Raw genomic sequence first — 21,030 nt, 5'->3', positions numbered from 1 at the left:
TTATGACACGGCATCGTTTCTTTAGGGGTTTCGTTGCCGCCGGTCCGCAAAATGCGGATCGGTAGAGTGCCCCGAGCAAGGCGGGCCTGGTCGCCCCGGTGGGCGCCGGCCGGCAGGCAAAGAGTGGACCGCCTCTGCCCAGGCGGAGAGCGGAGTGCTGGAAGGAAAGTGATATGAGCAAAGTCAGCGGCAGCAACGGCGGCGACTCCAAGAATACTCTCTATTGTTCGTTCTGCGGCAAGAGCCAGCACGAAGTCCGGAAACTGATCGCCGGGCCGACCGTATTCATCTGCGATGAATGCGTCGAACTCTGCATGGACATCATCCGCGAAGAGAACAAGACCTCCATGGTGAAATCCCGCGATGGCGTTCCGACGCCGCAGGACATCATCAAGGTTCTCGACGAATACGTCATCGGCCAGAAGCAGGCGAAGCGTATCCTCTCGGTCGCGGTGCACAACCATTACAAGCGTCTCGCGCACGCCTCCAAGGGAGGCGAGGTGGAACTGGCGAAGTCGAACATCATGCTGGTCGGTCCGACCGGCTGCGGCAAGACCTATCTCGCCCAGACGCTCGCCCGCATCATCGACGTTCCCTTCACCATGGCCGACGCCACGACGCTCACCGAAGCCGGCTATGTCGGCGAGGACGTCGAGAACATCATCCTGAAGCTCCTGCAGGCTGCCGACTACAATGTCGAGCGAGCCCAGCGCGGCATTGTCTACATCGACGAGGTCGACAAGATCTCCCGCAAGTCCGACAATCCGTCGATCACCCGCGACGTTTCGGGCGAGGGCGTGCAGCAGGCGCTTCTGAAGATCATGGAAGGCACGGTTGCTTCCGTCCCGCCGCAGGGCGGCCGCAAGCATCCGCAGCAGGAATTCCTGCAGGTCGACACGACGAACATCCTGTTCATCTGCGGCGGCGCCTTCGCGGGCCTCGACAAGATCATCTCCGCCCGCGGCGAGAAGACCTCGATCGGCTTCGGCGCGACGGTTCGCGCTCAGGACGAGCGTCGGGTCGGCGAAGTGCTGCGGGAACTGGAGCCGGAAGACCTCGTGAAGTTCGGCCTCATTCCCGAGTTCATCGGCCGTCTGCCGGTTCTGGCGACGCTTGAGGACCTGGACGAGGATGCGCTGATCCAGATCCTTTCCGAGCCGAAGAACGCGCTGGTCAAGCAGTATCAGCGCCTCTTCGAGATGGAGGACGTGGATCTGACCTTCCACGAGGACGCGCTGCGCGAGATCGCCAAGAGGGCGATCGTCCGCAAGACCGGCGCCCGCGGCCTGCGCTCGATCATGGAAAAGATCCTGCTCGACACGATGTTCGAACTGCCGGCGCTGGAAGGCGTTCGCGAGGTCGTCATCTCCGAGGAGGTCGTCAAGGGAACGGCGCGTCCGCTCTACATCTATGCCGATCGCCAGGAGGAAAAGGCCAACGCCTCGGCCTGATCTCCTGCGTAAAGCAGACCTATCGAGCTTGAGAGGCCCTGCGGGGCCTCTTTTCGCAAATGGGCGACGAAAGCGGGCGCCGCGTTCGCTTTTTTCCGCTCCATCCACCGTTTTGCTTCGGCATGGGTTTGGCGAGACGCCCGGTTTGCATTAGAAAATAGATGAGGATCGTATTTCCGGCCGGGCATCGTTCTAGAGCAAGATGCCGAAACCGGATGAAGGACTACCGAGACGGTATTCCGCTGTTCAGCGTAGAAAGTGTTCGTGTTCCACTTGTAGATCGCTGCCCGATACTCCCAAAGGCGAATCTGCAAGGCTTGAAATCAATTTTCGGAAACTCCACTTTCGGTTGGAGTGAAGTGCCCGGATGACTTGTCCGGAACGTTTCCCGGAAACGGGATGAAAGGAAATGACATGACGAATTCAACGTCTGCGGCACCCGGCGGCGATACCTATCCGGTGCTGCCCCTGCGCGACATTGTGGTCTTCCCGCATATGATCGTGCCTCTGTTCGTCGGACGGGAAAAATCCATTCGCGCGCTCGAGGAAGTGATGGGCTCCGACAAGCAGATCATGCTCGTCACCCAGATCAATGCCGGCGATGACGATCCTGAGCCTTCCGCGATCTACAAGGTCGGCACGGTGGCGAACGTGCTGCAGCTCCTGAAGCTCCCCGACGGCACCGTGAAGGTGCTCGTGGAAGGCCGCGCGCGTGCCGAGATCGACAGCTACACCAACCGCGAGGAGTTCTACGAGGCTCAGGCCAACATTCTCGTCGAGCCGGAGGATGATCCGGTCGAGATCGAGGCACTGTCGCGCTCCGTGGTTTCCGAGTTCGAAAACTACGTGAAGCTGAACAAGAAGATTTCGCCCGAGGTCGTGGGCGCCGCGAGCCAGATCGAGGACTATTCGAAGCTGGCCGATACGGTGGCCTCGCACCTCTCGATCAAGATCACCGAAAAGCAGGAAATGCTGGAGACGGTCAGCATCAAGCTCCGGCTCGAGAAGGCGCTCGGCTTCATGGAAGGCGAGATTTCCGTGCTGCAGGTGGAAAAGCGCATCCGCTCGCGCGTCAAGCGCCAGATGGAGAAGACCCAGCGCGAATACTATCTCAACGAGCAGATGAAGGCGATTCAGAAGGAGCTTGGCGACGGCGAGGAAGGCCGCGACGAGATGGCCGAACTGGAAGAGCGCATCTCCAAGACCAAGCTTTCGAAGGAAGCGCGCGAGAAGGCTGACGCGGAACTGAAAAAGCTGCGCCAGATGAGCCCGATGTCGGCGGAAGCCACCGTCGTGCGCAACTATCTCGACTGGCTGCTCGGCATTCCGTGGGCCAAGCGCTCCAAGATCAAGGCCGACCTCAACAATGCCGAGAAGATTCTCGAGCAGGATCACTTCGGCCTGGACAAGGTCAAGGAACGCATCGTCGAGTACCTGGCCGTCCAGGCGCGCGCGACGAAGATCAAGGGTCCGATCCTTTGCCTCGTCGGCCCTCCGGGTGTCGGCAAGACCTCGCTCGCCCAGTCGATCGCCAAGGCCACCGGCCGCGAATATGTGCGCATGGCGCTCGGCGGCGTTCGGGACGAGGCCGAGATCCGCGGTCACCGCCGCACCTATATCGGCTCGATGCCCGGCAAGGTCATCCAGTCGATGAAGAAGGCGAAGAAGTCCAACCCGCTCTTCCTGCTCGACGAAATCGACAAGATGGGCATGGATTTCCGCGGTGATCCGTCCTCGGCCCTGCTCGAAGTGCTGGACCCGGCGCAGAACTCGACGTTCATGGACCACTACCTTGAGGTCGAATACGACCTTTCGGACGTGATGTTCATCACCACGGCGAACACGCTGAACATTCCGGCTCCGCTGATGGACCGCATGGAGATCATCCGAATTGCGGGCTACACGGAAGACGAAAAGCGCGAGATCGCCAAGCGTCACCTTCTGCCGAAGGCGATCAAGGAACATGCGTTGCAGCCGAACGAGTTCTCGGTGAGCGACGATGCCCTGATGGCGATCATCCAGCAGTACACCCGCGAGGCGGGCGTGCGTAACTTCGAACGCGAACTGATGAAGCTCGCCCGCAAGGCGGTGACCGAGATCATCAAGGGCAAGACGAAGTCGGTCGATGTGACGGCTGCGAACATTCATGACTATCTGGGCGTTCCTCGCTTCCGTCACGGCGAAGCCGAACGCGATGACCAGGTCGGCGTGGTGACGGGGCTTGCCTGGACGGAAGTCGGCGGCGAGCTGCTGACCATCGAAGGCGTGATGATGCCGGGCAAGGGCCGTATGACGGTGACCGGCAACCTCAAGGAGGTCATGAAGGAATCGATCTCGGCGGCGGCATCCTATGTCCGCTCCCGCGCGGTCGATTTCGGCATCGAGCCGCCGCGCTTCGACAAGAGCGACATCCACGTGCACGTTCCGGAAGGGGCGACGCCGAAGGATGGTCCGTCGGCCGGTGTCGCCATGGCAACCGCGATCGTCTCGATCATGACCGGCATCCCGGTTTCGAAGGATGTCGCCATGACCGGCGAAATCACCCTTCGCGGCCGTGTGCTGCCGATCGGCGGCCTCAAGGAAAAGCTGCTTGCAGCGCTCCGCGGCGGCATCAAGAAGGTTCTGATCCCGGAAGAGAACGCCAAGGATCTGGCGGAGATTCCGGATAACGTGAAGAACAACATGGAGATCATTCCGGTCTCCCGCATGGGTGAAGTCATCCGGCATGCGCTGGTTCGGCTGCCCGAGCCGATCGAATGGGACGGGAGCATCGAGACTCCGGTGATCGCAACCGTGGAAGGCGTCGACGACGCCGGAGCGGCTGTCGCCCACTGATTTCGAGCCTTGCCTATGTCAAATCGGCACTAGTCATCGAAAAAGCCGGCTTCAAGCCGGCTTTTTTTGTGAAAACTCACGTCTTCCCCCTTGTTTTTCAGGCGATTGCGGAGCTTTTCAGTTGCCATGGGCAGCCACGGAACTATTGTCTGCCCCGATTAAACGAGTCGTTCCAATACCGATTGAAAGGGGTGGAAACATGAACAAGACCGAGTTGGTATCCGCAGTTGCCGAAAAGGCTGGCCTCTCCAAGGCCGATGCCGCATCCGCTGTCGACGCCGTATTCGATGCCGTCCAGGCTGAGCTGAAGAAGGGCGGCGATATTCGCCTTGCCGGTTTCGGCAGCTTCTCCGTTTCCCGTCGCGAAGCATCGAAGGGCCGCAATCCCTCGACCGGTGCCGAAGTCGACATCCCGGCCCGCAACGTGCCGAAGTTCTCGGCTGGCAAGGGTCTGAAGGACGCCGTCAACAGCTGATGCGTCGCCCGTTGAGGGCACGCGGATATCTTTCGAGAACAGAAGGCCCGGCGTGAAGCTGGGCCTTTTTCGTGACCGCCACCGTGCAGCAGCGATGAAGCTTGCGGAGTGTCATGCGGGCGTCATCCTATTGTCATGCACCTGTCACGCGGCTGGCTCACAAGCCACCTGTTCGTTCCATGGACAGGAGGGCTTTCCATGACAATCCGTATTACTGCCGGTGCCGCACTGACTGCGGCCCTGCTTGCCTCGGCTGCCGTGCCGGCAGGCGCAGAACAGGTATTCAATCGCATCGCGTCCTTTCCGGTCGCGACCAATCTGCCAGCCGACAAGGACAAGACGTCCACGACCTCGGCCGAGATCATCACCGCCAGCGAGGACGGCAACACGCTCGTCTATTCCGACAGTCCGCTCGGCGCGATAGGCTTCATCGACATCACCGATCCCAAGGCTCCGAAGGCTGGCGGCGCGCTGGTCTTCGAAGGTGAGCCCACATCCGTCGCGGTGGCCGGCAACAAGGTTCTCGCGGCCATCAACACTTCCGAAAGCAGAGCCAATCCTTCCGGCCAGCTCGCGGTCGTCGATCTTGCGACGAAGAAGGTGGATGCGACCTGCGATCTCGGCGGCCAGCCGGATTCGATCGCGATTTCCGCCGACAAGAGCTTTGCCGCGATCGCCATCGAAAACGAGCGCGACGAGGACGTGAACGACGGCGCCCTGCCGCAGATGCCGGCCGGCGATCTCGTGATCGTTTCCCTGAAGGATGGCTTGGCCGACTGCGCCTCGATCAAGCGCGTTTCGCTGACCGGTCTTGCCGAGGTCGCCCCGGAAGATCCGGAGCCGGAATTCGTCTCCATCAACGATGCCGGTGAAATCGCGGTCACCCTGCAGGAGAACAACCATATCGTCATCATCGACGGCAAGTCCGGCACGGTGACCGGGCATTTCTCCGCCGGTGCGACCGATCTTGAAGGCATCGACAAGAAGACCGACGGCCAGCTTTCCTTCACCGGCAAGGCCGAAGGCGTGCTTCGCGAACCTGACTCCATCAAGTGGCTGGACAACAACCGCCTCGTTGTCGCCAATGAAGGTGACTGGAAGGGCGGTTCGCGCAGCTTCACCATCTTCGACCGCAGCGGCAAGGTCCTTTATGAAGCGGGCGCCTCGCTGGAGCGGGAGATCGCCCGCATCGGCCACTTCCCGGAGAATCGCGCCAAGTCCAAGGGTGTCGAGCCTGAAGGCATGGAAATCGCGAGCTTCAACGGTCAGAAATATATCTTCATCCTGTCCGAGCGCGCCTCGATCGTCGGCGTCTACAAGGATACCGGAGCGGAGCCGGAACTCGTCCAGCTTCTGCCCTCCGGTATTTCGCCGGAAGGTGCGGTCGCAATCCCCGGCCGCAACCTGCTGGCAACCGCCAACGAGGCCGATCTCAGCGAGGATGGCGGCGCCCGTTCGCATGTCATGCTCTACGAGCTTGGCGAAGGTGAGCCGAACTATCCGCAGCTCGTTTCCAAGGATATCGACGGCAACGTTGTCGGCTGGGGCGCTCTTTCCGGTCTGGTCGGCGATGCGGAGAAGGAAGGCATCCTCTATGCGGTGAGCGATTCGGTCTACGGCATGCAGCCGTCGATCTTCACCATCGACGCGACGAAGAAGCCGGCCGAGATCACCAATGTGCTGCGTGTGACCCGCAACGGCCAGCCGGCCCAGAAGCTGGACATCGAAGGCATTGCGCTCGACGGCAAGGGCGGCTTCTGGCTCGCCTCGGAAGGAGATTCTTCCAAGCTCGTCGGCCACGGCCTCTACAACGTCAACGCCAAGGGCGAGATCAAGGCCGAAATCGGCCTGCCGGCCGACCTGCTCGCCGGGGAGACCCGCTTCGGTTTCGAAGGCGTGACGACTATCGGTTCTGGCGACGACCTGACGCTCTGGATGGCTGTCCAGCGCGAGTGGAAGGACGACCCGAAGGGCACCGTCAAGCTCGTCTCCTACAAGCCGAAGTCCAAGGAATGGGGCGCCGTTCGTTATCCGATCGAGAAGACGGAAGAGGGCTGGGTCGGCCTGTCGGAAATCACCGCTCATGGCGACCAGGTCTATATCGTCGAGCGGGACAACCAACTTGGCGATGCAGCGAAGCTCAAGAAGCTTTACCGCGTCGCGATCGCCGACCTGAAGCCGGGCAAGCTGGGTGGCGAACTGCCGCTCGTCACCAAGGAAGAAGTCCACGACTTCATTCCGGACCTCAAGGCTGCCTCGAACGGTTACGTGGTCGACAAGCTGGAGGGCTTCACCTTCGACAAGTCCGGCAAGGCCTATGCCGTGACGGACAATGACGGAGTGGACGACTCCTCCGGCGAGACGCTGTTCTTCCAGGTCAACCTGGCGACGAACTGAGGCTTGCAACGCTGAAAACGGAAAGGCCGGGCATTGCTCGGCCTTTTTGCATTTGGCGATCCTGCGGTTTCACCGCAAGCCGGCTTCTGCCTCGATGGTGCGCGCTCGCAACAAAGACATATCCTTTACGCCCGCATAGAACACGATGAGCTCGACCGGCATTGCTCCGGTGACGCCCCGATGCACCGTTTCCACGACCTCGAGAAATCCCTGGCCTTTGCCGAACATCTTCTTTTCGCCGGTTTGCTTCTCGATCGTGATTTCACCTTCCAGCACATAGGCGGCGCAGGGCATCTGATGATCGTGCCAGGGGAGTTCGGTGTTGGCCGGAACCGTGATTTTCAGGAGGGACATTTCCGGCATGCCGTCAGGATAGGACTTGCAGACTGTTCCGTCCCACGACGTGCCGCTCTGGAGCAGAGTTTCCGATCGCAGAGAGGTCGGTCTGTCGGCATCGAGCATATATGGCGAGAATTGTATCGGTCTGGAATGCGTGATCTGCATACTCGTGACCATCATCAGGCCTCCGTTTGTCGGGTCAACAGTATTCCCTCGGGCCCGCCGGCTTCGCGCTCGTGGACCGGGCCTTGCGGGTAAAAGCTTCCTGTTCGCATCCCCGGCGGAAACCGGGCGCGTCTCATTCTTTTGTGCTGATTGGATGCTGATCGTCTCCGATCCTTCATGGATCGGTTGCAATTATGATTTCATTGTATCCTAAGTTGCTTGTTTTGCAATGCAGCATTTAATGGTGCATTGCGAAATCTTTGTGAAGGCTGGGTGTGAGAAGGACCGAGCGGACGAATGGCCAGGCTATCCACAGGCCGATTCGGGCGATGCTTTCTTCATGCCCGGCATTTGCCTAAAACAAGGGTTCATCTCGGCCAACCAATGCAAGCGATTCGATGACGTCCTTCCGTTTCATCCATGCCGCGGACCTGCATCTCGGCAGCCCCTTCCAGGGGCTGGCGCTGAAGGATGCCGCGATCGCCGAACTCTTCATCGAAGCGAGCCGCAAGGCTTTTTCCGCGCTCGTGGAACAGGCGATCGCTGAAAAGGTGGATTTTTTCATCGTTGCCGGCGATGTCTATGACGGCGACTGGAAGGACAACAAGATCGGTCTCTTCTTTAACCGCGAAGTGGCGCGGCTGGAGCGGGAGGAAATTCCTGTTTTCCTCCTGAAGGGGAACCACGACGCCGAAAGCGTCATCACGAAGACCATCACGCTGCCGAGAAACGTGCGGGAATTCCCGGTCAACAAGCCGGGCACGTTCACGCTGGATCATCTGAAGGTGGCGCTGCACGGCCAGGGCTTTGCCGAGCGTTCGGCGACGGAGAACCTGGCGCTTTCCTATCCGGAGCGGCAGGCCGGCTGGTTCAATATCGGCGTGCTGCACACTTCGCTGACCGGCCGCGAACCGCACGCGCCCTATGCTCCCTGTTCCATTGAGGACCTGAGATCGCGCGGCTACGACTATTGGGCGCTCGGCCACGTGCATGATTACGAAGTGGTGAGCGAAGACCCGGTGGTGATCTTTCCCGGCAACTTGCAGGGACGCAGCATCCGCGAACAGGGCGCGAAGGGCGCGGTGCTGGTGACGGTCGAGGATGGCCGCGTCAGCCATGAGCGGGTGATTACCGATAGCGCCCGTTTCGCCGAACTTGCCGTTGCGGTGGAGCCCGAGGACGATATTCCCGCCATCCTGCAGCGGCTGGAAAGCGCGCTGGAGCCGGTCGTGGAGCGGATGGAGGGCCGGGCTCTGGCATTGCGTGTGAGGCTTACCGGCAGGAGCCGCTTCCGCCACGAGCTGGCGTCGCGCGCTCAGGATTTCCGCGACGAGGTGCAGGCGGCTTGCCATCGCTGCCACGAGGATATCTGGCTGGAAAAGCTGGAAGTGCGGCTGGAGCCGGAAGCGAACGGCAAGGCCGTTTCCAAGGACATTCTCGGCATCGAGGGCCTGATTCTGGCAGGCGCTTTCCCGTCGGAACTGCTTGCCGACGCGGAGTCCAGGATTGCCGAGATCGCCGCGCGCCTGCCGGGCGGGATCGGGGCGGGCGAGCTCGCTCTCGGCGGCGATGCCGAAACCCTGCTGGCGGAAGCCCGCGAGCTGCTGCTTTCCCGCGCCGCGAGGGCCGGCTGAACATGCGGTTCGATCGCCTCGATATCCTGCGTTATGGCGCGCTGACCGACCGCAGTCTTGTCTTCCGGCCGGATGCGAAGCTGCATGTCATTTACGGACCGAACGAAGCGGGAAAATCCTCCGCGCTCTCGGCCATTTCGGACCTGCTGTTCGGCTTCCCAGATCGCTCCGACTATACGTTCCTGCACGATTCCGGTTCCTTGCGCGTGGGTGCGCAGATCACCGCGCGCGATGGCGATATTTTGGCTTTCCGGCGTCGGAAGGGGCGCAAGAACACGCTGCTTGCCGACGGCGAGGCGGAGGAGGCGCTGCCGGAAGATGCGCTTGCGCCTTTTCTCGGCACGCTGAGCCGCGATGTCTTCGAGCGCGCCTTCGGACTGAATTCCGCATCCTTGCGCGCCGGCGGCGAGAACATGCTGAGGAGCGGCGGGGAAATCGGCAGCCTTCTGTTTTCGGCCGCTTCCGGCCTCCCGGGGTTGTCGAACCTGCGCAAGGCGATCGAAGCCGAAGCCGACGGCCTCTATGCGCAGCGGCGTTCGAAGGACCGATTGTTCTATCAGGTGCTCGACGCGCATGACGAGGCGCGAAAGGCCGAGCGCGAAAGCGAGCTGAAATCCAACGACTGGAAGAAGCTTCTGGCCGAGCAGGCAGAGATCGAGGCGGAGCTTGCCGAGGTACTGGCCGAGCGGCAGGAGACGAAGCGGGCGCTCGATCAATTGCGCATGCTGATGCGGCTGGAGCCGGTGCTGCGGGAGATCGATCGCGAGCAGGCCATGCTTTCCCGGTATGAGAGCCTGGCCGATCTTCCGGCCGGCTTCGAGGAGCGCCTGGCGAAAGCGCTGGAGGGCGCGCGGGAAAATGCCGAGGCTCGTCGTGTGGCCGAGATCGAGGTTCGCCGCCTGCGCGACGAGGCCGATGCGCTGCATGTGGACGAGGCGCTGATCGAGGCGGCCCCCAGAATTCTTGCGGCCCATGCGCAGAAGGGCGCCTATCTCAAGGCGCGGGAAGATCTTGGCCGGGTGCGCGGCGAAGTCGAGGATTTCGACCAGCGGCTCACCCAGGCTGCCCGGCGTCTGGGATTTGCGGATGCCGCCGGCCTCGAACGCCACCAGCCGACGGATGCGGACCTTGCGCGGCTGAAGGCGCTGGGGGACGAGGGGGCGGCGCTCGACCGCAGCCTGAAGGAGCTTCGCCAGCGGATCGAGGAGGAGCGGCAGACGCTTCGGCGGCTGGAGGAGGAGGGGCCTGATGCCCGCCTGATCGATCCGAAACCCTGGACGGAGCAATTTGCCGCCTTGCGTCCCGATATCGGCGCGCTTTCGGCTATCGAGGATCTGCAGGTGCGGGTAACGCGCGCCGAGGCGAACTTTCGCGCCGCCGCCGACCGGCTGGACCCGCCGGTGAAGGATATCGAGAAGCTGCTTGCCGCGCCGCTGCCGGATATCGCCGCTCTCACCAATCACCGCCGCATGATCGAGGACGCGCGGGCGGAAAGCACGCAAGTCGCCGCAAGGCTCGCCGCGCTGGAAGAGGAGGGGGCGAGCCTTGCCGCCCAGCGCGCGGCGCTCGAGATCGAGGGCAGGATCGTTTCGCGTGAGGATATAGCGCTTGCCCGCGCAAGCCGGGACGAGGCCTTGAAGGCAGCGGAGGCGAAGCCGGGCAGGGAAGGGTTCGGTCTCCTGTCGGGCGCCATCAGCGAGGCTGACCGCCTGGCGGATGCGGCGCTTTCCGATGCCGAAAGGGTCTCCCGCCACGCCCAGATCGCGCTTCGGCAGAGAGAAATCGAAGGGCAGCTCGTAAAGAACCGGAAGGCAGCAAGGGAGGCGGAGATCGCCTTGTCCGATGCTATCACCGATTTCGAGGATGCCTTCCAGCCGGGGCTGGTTTCTCCCGGCACACCGGAGCGGATGATCGAATGGCGCCGCGCGGTGGACGAGCTGTCGCGCCAGGCGGAAAACCTCACCCAATTGCGCGACGAACTCGAGATTCTGCGGCTGAAAGAGGAGAAGCTGAGGCCGGCGCTATCGTCTCTCGCCGACGCTGTCGGTCTTCCAGCCGCCGCGCTGCCGACCGTGCCGCTTTCCCGCGGGATCGAACGGAAGATCGGCGAGATCGCCGAACGCTGGAGTGAAAGCCGCGCGCTGGAAGGAAAGCGCCATTCCGCTCAAGGAACCCTGGAGCGGCTGGAGGAGCGCGAGACGGCGCTTCGCAGGGAAACGGAAATCTGGGAGAGGGCCTTTACCCAGGCGCTCGCCGCCGTCGACCTGCCGGAGGACGCCAGAATGGAAATGGCGCTTGCCGCCCTCGATCTCTGGCGAATCGTGCCGGATCTCATGTCGGAGCGCGAAAACCGGAACCGGCGCGTGCGCGGCATGGCGCGGGACATGGAAGGCTTCGAGGAGGAAATGCGCGCCTTGTGTGCGCAGGTCGCGCCGGACCTCGGCTCCATCGCGCCGGATGTCGCGGCAGGCCTGCTCAACGAGCGCGCCATGGCCGCCAATGCGGACGCCAAGCATCGCGCCGCTCTCGTCGCGGAACTAGAGCGCGCGCAAGCGGCATTGGGCCGTTCGGAGAGCGAGGGGGAACGGCTTCAGGAGGAGCTGGCCGCGCTTGCCGAAATGCTTTCGTCCGAAATCCCGAAACTTGCGGAGGTCCTGGAGGATCTCAGGCAGCGCAACCGGCTGGAGGAGAGCCTGCGCCAGGGGAAAAATCGGTTCGTCGAGCAGGCTGATGGCCGGGATGAGCAGGCGGTGCGCGCCGCACTTGCCGATTTCGACCGTGTCGCCGCCGCCCTGGAGGTCGAGAAGCTGGAGGCGGAGGATGGCCGACAGATCGACCGCATCGCGGCCCTGCGCGCCGGCGAGGCGGACAATCTGCGTCGTCGCCGCGAGCTCGAAACCGGCATCGGCGCCGAGGGCGCGGTTTTCCGCAAGCTCGCGGCGGAGGAGGAGGCGAGGGAGCTTGCGCGGCGCTGGGTCGTGCTGAAGCTCGCGACGAGTCTTCTCTCCTCATCCATGGAGATCTACCGCGAACGGCAGGCCGATCCGGTGATGCAGCGGGCGGGACAAGTGTTTGCGGAGCTTACCGGCGGCCGATTCGCGCGGCTCCTGCAGCTCTATGACGAGAACGACGAACTGCAGCTCGCCGTGGAACGAAAAACCGGCGAACAGGTGCCGCTTGGCGGCTTGAGCGAGGGAACGGGAGACCAGCTCTATCTGGCCCTGCGGCTCGCCTTCCTGGAGGATTACTGCGGCCGCAACGAACCGGCCCCGCTGATTCTCGACGATATCTTCCAGACCTTCGACGACGAGCGGACGGCTGCGGGCCTGCGCACGCTCGCCGCGGGCGGCGAGCGATTCCAGACGATATTGTTCACCCACCAGACGAGCGTGGTGGAAACCGCCAGGCGCGAGATCGGCGACGGGCTGGACTTGGTGCTGCTTTAATCCCCCCTGGCGCCTCGGTTAAAGGGGCGGAGCATCCCATCCCCGGTCTCTTGGTTGGCGCACGGGAGGTGAAGGCGAAGGGAGAGGTTCTGTATTTTCTGCGGCGGTCAGCAAATCCTCGTACCGTTTGATGATCGTTTCCGTATGAGGGCGCAGCATGGAAGCCGTGGACCTCCACTCGTGAAGCTGCCTCACCGCTTTATCCCAATCGGCCCATGTGCTGCCCCGCTCGATCATCGGCTTATAGCTCTCCGCCATGGCATGAAGTTGCTCCGCTTGGGCACGCATTGTCGTAAGCGTGTCATGGCAGCTTTGATAAACCAGCGGCTGATCGGGAAAGAGAAGCGCTGCACGCCGGAGGATGCTTGGTGTTGCAAGCGCTAGCATGTTAGCGCACTGAGCAGCCTCAGCCGCCACCTCTGCGTTCATGCGATATGCTTCTATCCGCCGATCACTGACTTTGTTGGCGTGATTTTTCTGCCATCCGATTGCTGCCAATATGAGCGAAAGGAAGTCCACAGCGGCCTCGCTGAATTGATCAATGATGAAGGCTAGTACGTTTCACGTTCAAACATTATACGTCATTCCGCCCCAGATACTACCGATGAGGGCAGGGCAGATATTATAAAACTCATTGTCAACCGGCCTTGTGTACCAAATGGACGCCGGAAACCCAACAAAATGGGTTGTTCAATGATTTCAAAGGAGAAAATGGTGGGCGATGAGAGACTCGAACTCCCGACATCCTCGGTGTAAACGAGGCGCTCTACCAACTGAGCTAATCGCCCTTTCGCGGCTGCGGAACCCGTCCGCCGCGTCGGTGGCCGTGATCTATGCGGATCGCGGAAAAACCGCAAGAGCCTTCATGATGTTTTTTTGAATTTTTTGCGGAAGACCGACGCGGAAAGGGGAGGGGTCTGTGCAAATCGACCGCCGTCATCCTTTTGTCTTGAAACCTGCTTGACACCCGATGCCGAACCTCTTAGTTAGCCGCTCAACCGGGCGGTCGAGGCCGCACGGTGAAGGGCCAAGCGCCCTTTTGAGAAATGCGCGGGTGTAGCTCAGTTGGTTAGAGTGCCGGCCTGTCACGCCGGAGGTCGCGGGTTCGAGCCCCGTCACTCGCGCCATTCTCTTCCTCGAAGTCGACCGGTCTTGTTTGGGATCGGTCAAAATGCCGCAAGCGGCATTGTGCGCGGGTGTAGCTCAGTCGGTTAGAGTGCCGGCCTGTCACGCCGGAGGTCGCGGGTTCGAGCCCCGTCACTCGCGCCATTCTCCTTATCTTCATGCAGGCTTTCCTCGTGTCGCCGGGCGGTCCGGGACTTTTGCCCGGCTATTGCGAAGTCCGGCCTGCTGCCATAGGCTGTGCGGCACTCGTCAATTTTGCTTCCCAATCAACCTCTGGTGATTGTGGAGCGCCTGGTCCATTTTGACGTGGCAAGGGGCGCTCAAAAGTCTTGCACCGGGGCTTCGCCTGCGCTAGTCACACGGCGTGTTGCAATGCACGTTTGCTTGGCCCGCGCATTGTTGATCGAGCGCCGCCCGGTGCTTTTGGCCAGCAAGGATCGAATGCCATGAGTGAACTCCTCGCTTCCTATATCCCGATTGCGGTCTTTATCGGCATCGCCCTGGTGATCGGCCTGGCGCTTCTGATCGCGCCTTTCGCCGTCGCCTACAAGGCGCCCGATTCGGAAAAGCTCTCGGCTTATGAATGCGGCTTCAACGCCTTCGACGACGCGCGCATGAAGTTCGACATCCGGTTCTATCTCGTCTCGATCCTTTTCATCATCTTCGACCTCGAAGTCGCCTTCCTGTTTCCCTGGGCGGTGTCTTTCGGCGATATCGGCTGGTTCGGCTTCTGGTCCATGATGGTTTTCCTGGCGGTCCTGACCGTCGGCTTCATTTATGAATGGAAGAAAGGAGCGCTGGAATGGGCGTAGTCGACACCGGCAGCACTCTGGTCGCGCCGCAGCCCAAGGGGATCATCGATCCGAACACCGGCAAGCCTATCGGCAGCGACGACGCGTACTTCGGCGAGATCAACAACGAGCTCGCCGACAAGGGTTTTCTCGTCACCTCCACCGACGAGCTGATCAACTGGGCCCGCACCGGTTCGCTGATGTGGATGACCTTCGGCCTCGCCTGCTGCGCGGTCGAGATGATGCAGCTCTCCATGCCGCGCTATGATGTCGAGCGCTTCGGCTTCGCGCCGCGCGCCTCGCCGCGCCAGTCGGACGTCATGATCGTCGCCGGCACGCTGACCAACAAGATGGCGCCCGCGCTGCGCAAGGTCTATGACCAGATGCCGGAACCGCGTTACGTCATCTCCATGGGTTCCTGCGCCAACGGCGGCGGTTACTATCATTACTCCTATTCGGTCGTGCGCGGCTGCGACCGCGTCGTGCCGATCGATATCTATGTTCCGGGCTGTCCCCCCACGGCGGAGGCGCTGCTCTACGGAGTGCTTCTGCTGCAGAAGAAGATCCGGCGGACCGGTACGATCGAGCGCTGAGGGCGAAGGACGAAGCAATGACTGAAGCCCTGAACGAGCTTTCCTCCTATATCCGCGAGACGCGTCCGGAACTGGTGAAGGATGCGGTGATCGCCTATGGCGAGCTGACGCTGACGGCCGAGCCGGACGATATCGTGCCGCTGCTCACCTTTCTGCGCGACGACGTGCAGTGCGGGTTCGTGAGCTTCATCGATATCTGCGGGGTGGACTGGCCGGCGCGCGAGAAGCGTTTCGACGTGGTCTATCACCTGCTTTCGCCGCGCCAGAACCTGCGTATCCGCATAAAGGTCGAGACCGGCGAGGACGAGCCGGTTCCTTCCGCTTTCTCGGTCTATCCGGGCGCCGACTGGTTCGAGCGCGAAGCCTGGGACCTCTACGGCATCCTGTTCACCGGCCATCCGGACCTGCGCCGTATCCTGACGGATTACGGTTTCGAAGGTCATCCGCTGCGCAAAGACTTCCCGACGACCGGCTTCGTCGAGGTTCGTTATGACGATGCCGCAAAGCGGGTGGTCTACGAACCCGTGGAGTTGCGCCAGGAATTCCGCAGTTTCGATTTCTTGTCTCCCTGGGAAGGGACGGATTACGTGCTGCCGGGGGATGAGAAGGCAAAACAGTAAAGCTCAGGCAATAGGCAGTGGGCAGTAGGCAATCGTTTTAGGAGAGTAAACAAACGGCGATAAATTCCTATCAGGACCTCGTGGTCTGGCAACGTTCGATGGACCTTGCGGTGGTCTGTTACGAGCTCACCAGAAGATTTCCGAAAGAGGAAATCTACGGTCTCGTTTCTCAAATTAGGCGATCAGCCGCTTCCGTGGCTGCTAATATTGCTGAAGGCTACGGACGAGATGCTACAGGCGCTTACGTGCAGCACCTGAAAATCGCACAGGGGTCATTAAAGGAATTGGAAACGCATTTGATATTGTCGACCCGTGTAGGGATCATTGGATTGGCTGAAATACAGCCTGCGATGTCTCTAGGTGATGAAGTTGGAAAGATGTTGCGGTCGCTTATCCGTCGTTTGCAGGATGGACGAAATGGAAATGAGAACTGAATACGGGCAAAGGCCTACTGCCTACTGCCTATTGCCTAATTCCTACAAGCGCGGAGCGCGCCGCACATGACTGAACACAACGTTCGCAACTTCAACATCAACTTCGGACCGCAGCATCCGGCCGCGCACGGCGTGTTGCGGCTTGTGCTGGAGCTGGACGGTGAAATCGTCGAGCGGGTCGATCCGCACATCGGCCTGCTTCACCGCGGCACCGAGAAGCTGATCGAGACGAAGACCTATCTGCAGGCCGTTCCCTATTTCGATCGCCTCGATTACGTCGCGCCGATGAACCAGGAGCACGCCTTCGCGCTCGCGGTGGAGCGGCTGATCGGGCTCGAAATTCCGATCCGCGGCCAGCTCATCCGCGTGCTGTTTTCCGAAATCGGCCGCATCCTCTCGCATCTCCTGAACGTCACGACCCAGGCGATGGACGTCGGCGCGCTGACCCCGCCGCTTTGGGGCTTCGAGGAGCGCGAGAAGCTCATGGTCTTCTACGAGCGGGCCTCCGGCGCGCGCATGCATGCGGCCTATTTCCGGCCGGGCGGCGTGCATCAGGACCTGCCTCCGGAACTGGTCGAGGATATCGGCACCTGGTGCGACGAATTCCCGGCGAAGCTCGACGACATCGACGATCTCTTGACCGGCAACCGTATCTTCAAGCAGCGCAACGTCGATATCGGCGTGGTGAAGCTGGAGGACGCCTGGGCTTGGGGCTTTTCCGGCGTCATGGTGCGCGGCTCGGGTGCCGCATGGGATTTGCGCCGTGCGCAGCCTTATGAATGCTATTCCGAGCTGGATTTCGATATTCCGATCGGCAAGAACGGCGACTGCTACGATCGCTATCTGATCCGCATGATCGAGATGCGCGAATCCGTGAAGATCATGAAGCAGTGCGTCAACCGCCTGCTGGGCGATGCCAGGAGCGGGCCGTTCTCCTCCACCGACGGCAAGGTCGTGCCGCCGAAGCGCGGCGAGATGAAGCGTTCGATGGAAGCCCTCATCCATCACTTCAAGCTCTACACCGAAGGCTACCACGTGCCGGCCGGCGAGGCCTATGCGGCCGTCGAGGCTCCGAAGGGGGAGTTCGGCGTCTATCTCGTCTCCGACGGTACCAACAAGCCCTACCGCTGCAAGATCCGCGCACCGGGCTATGCCCATCTGCAGGCGATGGATTTCATCTGTCGTGGGCACCAGCTTGCGGACGTTTCTGCGGTTCTCGGCTCGCTCGATATCGTGTTCGGTGAGGTGGATCGCTGATGCGCCGACCGATCCTGACGGCATTTGCTCTGCTGGCCGCCTCCGCTGCGCTTGCGCAGGAGCGGGCCTCGCCGGATGCGATCAAGGGAGGCTCCACCATTGCGGACCTCCTGTCGAAGGGATTTGAGATCAAGGCAGCCGTACCCAACGGTACGACCAAGTTCATAGTGTTCATGCAGAAAGGCAATTCTGCCTATGCCTGCGAATTCCTCACCGTCACGAAATCGCGGTGCGGAACCTTAAACTGATAAGGCGTGAGAAAGAATGTCCGTTCGTCGATTAGCCGAAGAGCAGTTTCAGCCGGCAGCGTTCGCCTTCAATGACGAGAACGCCGCCTGGGCTGAGGCGACCATCAGAAAGTATCCGGAAGGCCGTCAGCAATCGGCGGTGATTCCGCTTCTGATGCGCGCGCAGGAACAGGACGGCTGGGTGACGCGCTCGGCGATCGAATACGTCGCCGCCAAGCTCGACATGCCCTATATCCGCGTGCTGGAAGTCGCGACCTTCTACACGCAGTTCCAGCTGAAGCCGGTCGGCACCCGCGCCCATATCCAGGTCTGCGGCACGACGCCCTGCATGCTGCGCGGCGCCGAGGACCTGATGAAGGTCTGTCAGAAGAAGATCCATCACGATCCCTTCGCGCTGAATGCCGACGGCACGCTTTCCTGGGAAGAGGTCGAGTGTCAGGGCGCCTGCGTCAACGCACCGATGGTCATCATCTTCAAGGATGCCTACGAGGACCTGACGCCCGAGCGGCTGGAAGAGATCATCGATGCGTTCGAGGCAGGCAAGGGTGACGAGATCAAGCCCGGTCCGCAGATCGACCGGTATTTCTCCGCTCCCGAAGGCGGTGCGCTGACCCTTCTCGAAGATGTGAAGCCGGTTCGCACCAATCTCGAGCCGCAGCCTGCGGCCGACGCAGCACCTATTCCGCCCGCCGAGGCCGCACGGCCGAAGGACCGGGCTCCGGAAACCGATCCCAAGCTGAAGACCCCGGCAACCGCCCCGAAGGCGGCGGCCGCCAACGTGAAGGCTGCGGAAAAGCAGCCGCTTTCCGCCACCGCAAAGAGCGTGCCGGACCCGAAGGCGGTCGGCAGCACGGCGGAAGGCGCACCGGCCAAGCCGGGCTCGGCGACGGGTGGAAAGCCCGAGGCTGCCAAGGCCGCCAAGCCCTCGCTGGAAGACAAGAACCGCCCGAAGGGCATCGAACGCCCGGCGGAAGTGGATGACCTCAAGATGATCGCTGGCGTCGGCCCGAAGATCGAGGGCATTCTGCACGAACTCGGCATCTTCACCTTCGCGCAAGTCGCCTCCTGGAAGAAGGCGGAGCGCGAATGGGTCGATTCCTATCTGAACTTCAAGGGCCGGATCGAGCGCGACGACTGGGTCAAGCAGGCCAAGGCACTCGCCAAGGGCGGTGAGGCCGAATACATTCGTGTCTTCGGCAAGAAGCCGCGGTAAGGAGTGAGACATGCTCAAGGATCAGGATCGCATCTTTACCAATATCTACGGCCTCAAGGACAAGTCGCTCAAGGGCGCGATGAGCCGCGGCCACTGGGATGGTACGAAGATCATCATCGAAAAGGGCCGTGACTGGATCATCAACGAGATGAAGGCGTCCGGCTTGCGCGGACGCGGCGGCGCGGGCTTCCCGACCGGTCTCAAGTGGTCCTTCATGCCGAAGGAAAGCGACGGTCGCCCGCATTACCTCGTGGTCAATGCCGACGAATCCGAGCCGGGCACCTGCAAGGACCGCGAGATCATGCGCCACGATCCGCATACGCTGATCGAAGGCTGCTTGATCGCCGGTTTCGCCATGGGCGCCCATACCGCCTACATCTATGTGCGCGGCGAATACATGCGCGAGCGCGAGGCGCTGCAGGCGGCGATCGACGAGTGCTATGACGCCGGCCTTCTCGGCAGGAACAACAAGAACGGCTGGGATTTCGACATCTACGTCCATCACGGCGCCGGTGCCTATATCTGCGGCGAAGAGACGGCGCTGCTGGAAAGCCTCGAGGGCAAGAAGGGCCAGCCGCGCCTGAAGCCGCCGTTCCCGGCCAATATGGGCCTCTACGGCTGCCCGACGACGGTCAACAACGTCGAATCGATCGCGGTCGCGCCGACCATTCTGCGCCGTGGCGCCGGCTGGTTCTCCTCGATCGGCCGCCCGAACAATGTCGGCACCAAGCTTTTCATGATCTCGGGCCACGTGAACAAGCCCTGCACGGTCGAGGAAGCCATGAGCATCCCCTTCCGCGAACTGATCGAGAAGCATGCCGGCGGTATCCGAGGCGGCTGGGACAACCTGCTCGGTGTCATCCCCGGCGGCGCGTCCTGCCCCGTCGTCAAGGGCGAGGACATGATCGATGCGATCATGGACTTCGACGGCATGCGCGACGTGAAGTCCTCCTTCGGCACCGCCGCCGTCATCGTCATGGACAAGTCCACCGACATCATCAAGGCGATCGCACGTCTCTCGGCCTTCTTCAAGCATGAGAGCTGCGGCCAGTGCACGCCCTGTCGCGAAGGCACCGGCTGGATGTGGCGTGTCATGGAACGCATGGTGAAGGGCAATGCGCAGAAGCGCGAGATCGACATGCTCCTCCAGGTCTCCAAGCAGATCGAGGGCCACACCATCTGCGCGCTCGGCGACGCGGCCGCCTGGCCGGTCCAGGGCCTGATCCGCAATTTCCGTCCGGAAATCGAGGCGCGTATCGATCAATACACCCACAACGCCACGTCCCACGGCGCGGTGATGGAAGCAGCGGAGTAAGAGCGTGGCGATAACGGGCGCAGATCGGGATGTGAGGGCGAGGGCGGATATGCCGGCGCACGATCCCGCGCGCCCGGCCGATTTCTCGGAAGCCTTTTCGCTTCATCCGCTCATGTCGCATCCGGCGGCGGCCATGACGGCTGCCACGGCGATCGGCTTCGGTCTCGCAACGCAGGCCGCCGGGGTTTTCTTTGGCATGCTGCAAGGGGCGATGGAAGCGGCGAACCGGATGAACAAGGCTTTCGGTGACGAAAGCGCCCATGCAGCCGCTGCGCGGAAGCCGGCAGCGCCACAAGCCGCGCCGGAGGAAGCGAAGCCGGTGCAGCGCGTAAAGGCCACACCGAAGTCGGCGGAAAAACCGGTTGCGGAAAAGGCTGCGAAGGCCACGGCCGCCCCGAAGCGGCAGGCGAGGGGCAAAGCGGTTCCCGCCACAGGGTCTGACGCGGGGATTGTCGGTCCTGCGGATGATCTGAAACTGATCTCCGGCATAGGCCCGAAGCTGGAAAAGGTTCTGAACGATATGGGCGTCCGGCGCTTCGCCGACATTGCCGGATGGAGCAAGGCGGACGTCGCCCGGTTCGACAAGACGCTCGGTTTCGAGGGCCGCATCGGTCGTGACGATTGGATCGGCCAGGCAAAGAAGCTGATGCAATAGGAATACTTCGGCGGCTCAAGGGTCGCGCGATTGAACA

Annotated in this window: 17 protein-coding genes and 3 tRNA genes; 17 read left to right on the top strand and 3 right to left on the bottom strand. The window is 61.8% G+C overall.

Annotation, left to right across the window (positions count from 1 at the left end):
- The first annotated feature begins 173 nt into the window (after positions 1 to 173).
- The 4 genes from clpX (at position 174) to YH62_RS03825 (ending at position 7,158) form a co-directional block, all read left to right on the top strand.
- Positions 174 to 1,451 (top strand): ATP-dependent Clp protease ATP-binding subunit ClpX, encoded by a 1,278-nt coding sequence (clpX, locus tag YH62_RS03840; RefSeq protein WP_046792785.1) that lies wholly within the window; start codon positions 174 to 176, stop codon positions 1,449 to 1,451.
- 414 nt (positions 1,452 to 1,865) lie between these two features.
- Entirely contained in the window at positions 1,866 to 4,286 is a 2,421-nt protein-coding gene (gene lon, locus YH62_RS03835; RefSeq protein ID WP_046793030.1) for an endopeptidase La, read from the top strand.
- 199 nt (positions 4,287 to 4,485) lie between these two features.
- On the top strand, positions 4,486 to 4,761 hold the full coding sequence (gene hupB / locus YH62_RS03830; protein ID WP_046792784.1) for a DNA-binding protein HupB: 276 nt from the start codon (positions 4,486 to 4,488) through the stop codon (positions 4,759 to 4,761).
- A 198-nt stretch (positions 4,762 to 4,959) separates the two neighbouring features.
- The gene (locus tag YH62_RS03825) at positions 4,960 to 7,158 is read left to right on the top strand and encodes an esterase-like activity of phytase family protein (protein ID WP_046792783.1); all 2,199 of its coding nucleotides are present in this window, start codon (positions 4,960 to 4,962) and stop codon (positions 7,156 to 7,158) included.
- Between the two features lie 69 nt (positions 7,159 to 7,227).
- Here YH62_RS03825 and YH62_RS03820 read toward each other — a convergent pair whose 3' ends face one another.
- Entirely contained in the window at positions 7,228 to 7,677 is a 450-nt protein-coding gene (locus YH62_RS03820) for a cupin domain-containing protein (protein ID WP_197082515.1), read from the bottom strand.
- A 383-nt stretch (positions 7,678 to 8,060) separates the two neighbouring features.
- On the opposite strand from YH62_RS03820, the gene YH62_RS03815 reads away from it, so the two are divergent.
- The gene (locus tag YH62_RS03815; protein ID WP_046792782.1) at positions 8,061 to 9,296 is read left to right on the top strand and encodes a DNA repair exonuclease; all 1,236 of its coding nucleotides are present in this window, start codon (positions 8,061 to 8,063) and stop codon (positions 9,294 to 9,296) included.
- 2 nt (positions 9,297 to 9,298) lie between these two features.
- Positions 9,299 to 12,742 carry a YhaN family protein gene (locus tag YH62_RS03810; RefSeq protein WP_046792781.1) on the top strand — a complete coding sequence of 1,148 codons (3,444 nt, stop codon included), beginning with the start codon at positions 9,299 to 9,301 and terminating at the stop codon, positions 12,740 to 12,742.
- A gap of 18 nt (positions 12,743 to 12,760) precedes the next feature.
- On the opposite strand, the gene YH62_RS03805 is transcribed toward YH62_RS03810, so the two are convergent.
- Entirely contained in the window at positions 12,761 to 13,261 is a 501-nt protein-coding gene (locus tag YH62_RS03805) for a hypothetical protein (RefSeq protein WP_046792780.1), read from the bottom strand.
- A gap of 193 nt (positions 13,262 to 13,454) precedes the next feature.
- Positions 13,455 to 13,530: transfer RNA gene (locus YH62_RS03800), tRNA-Val, on the bottom strand.
- Positions 13,531 to 13,792: 262 nt separating this feature from the next.
- Between YH62_RS03800 and YH62_RS03795 the strand changes: the two genes are divergently transcribed.
- The 11 genes from YH62_RS03795 (at position 13,793) to YH62_RS03750 (ending at position 20,993) form a co-directional block, all read left to right on the top strand.
- Positions 13,793 to 13,869 (top strand) — tRNA-Asp (locus tag YH62_RS03795).
- Positions 13,870 to 13,934: 65 nt separating this feature from the next.
- Positions 13,935 to 14,011 (top strand) — tRNA-Asp (locus YH62_RS03790).
- 302 nt (positions 14,012 to 14,313) lie between these two features.
- Positions 14,314 to 14,679, top strand: coding sequence for an NADH-quinone oxidoreductase subunit A (locus YH62_RS03785; protein ID WP_046792779.1), 366 nt, complete (start codon positions 14,314 to 14,316; stop codon positions 14,677 to 14,679).
- Positions 14,670 to 15,251 carry an NADH-quinone oxidoreductase subunit B gene (locus YH62_RS03780; RefSeq protein ID WP_046792778.1) on the top strand — a complete coding sequence of 194 codons (582 nt, stop codon included), beginning with the start codon at positions 14,670 to 14,672 and terminating at the stop codon, positions 15,249 to 15,251. Before YH62_RS03785 ends, YH62_RS03780 begins: the two co-directional genes overlap by 10 nt.
- A 17-nt stretch (positions 15,252 to 15,268) precedes the next feature.
- Positions 15,269 to 15,871: an NADH-quinone oxidoreductase subunit C gene (locus tag YH62_RS03775; protein ID WP_046792777.1), complete on the top strand. Its 603-nt coding sequence runs from the start codon at positions 15,269 to 15,271 to the stop codon at positions 15,869 to 15,871.
- Positions 15,872 to 15,930: 59 nt separating this feature from the next.
- Complete coding sequence (locus YH62_RS29330; RefSeq protein ID WP_280950038.1) at positions 15,931 to 16,305, top strand: four helix bundle protein; 375 nt, start codon at positions 15,931 to 15,933, stop codon at positions 16,303 to 16,305.
- A 66-nt stretch (positions 16,306 to 16,371) separates the two neighbouring features.
- Positions 16,372 to 17,562: an NADH-quinone oxidoreductase subunit D gene (locus YH62_RS03770; RefSeq protein ID WP_046792776.1), complete on the top strand. Its 1,191-nt coding sequence runs from the start codon at positions 16,372 to 16,374 to the stop codon at positions 17,560 to 17,562.
- Positions 17,562 to 17,810: a hypothetical protein gene (locus YH62_RS03765; protein WP_046792775.1), complete on the top strand. Its 249-nt coding sequence runs from the start codon at positions 17,562 to 17,564 to the stop codon at positions 17,808 to 17,810. Before YH62_RS03770 ends, YH62_RS03765 begins: the two co-directional genes overlap by 1 nt.
- A 16-nt stretch (positions 17,811 to 17,826) precedes the next feature.
- A complete protein-coding gene (locus tag YH62_RS03760) occupies positions 17,827 to 19,023 on the top strand; it encodes an NADH-quinone oxidoreductase subunit E (protein ID WP_046792774.1) in 1,197 nt (398 codons plus the stop codon).
- 10 nt (positions 19,024 to 19,033) lie between these two features.
- Entirely contained in the window at positions 19,034 to 20,338 is a 1,305-nt protein-coding gene (nuoF, locus tag YH62_RS03755) for an NADH-quinone oxidoreductase subunit NuoF (RefSeq protein ID WP_046792773.1), read from the top strand.
- A gap of 4 nt (positions 20,339 to 20,342) precedes the next feature.
- Entirely contained in the window at positions 20,343 to 20,993 is a 651-nt protein-coding gene (locus YH62_RS03750; protein ID WP_082118221.1) for a hypothetical protein, read from the top strand.
- Positions 20,994 to 21,030: the final 37 nt, after the last annotated feature.

Source organism: Rhizobium sp. LC145, assembly GCF_001005825.1.
Classification (GTDB): Bacteria; Pseudomonadota; Alphaproteobacteria; order Rhizobiales; family Rhizobiaceae; genus Neorhizobium.
The sequence above is the reverse complement of the archived record's forward strand: the minus strand, read 5'-3'. Positions and strand labels throughout refer to the sequence as shown.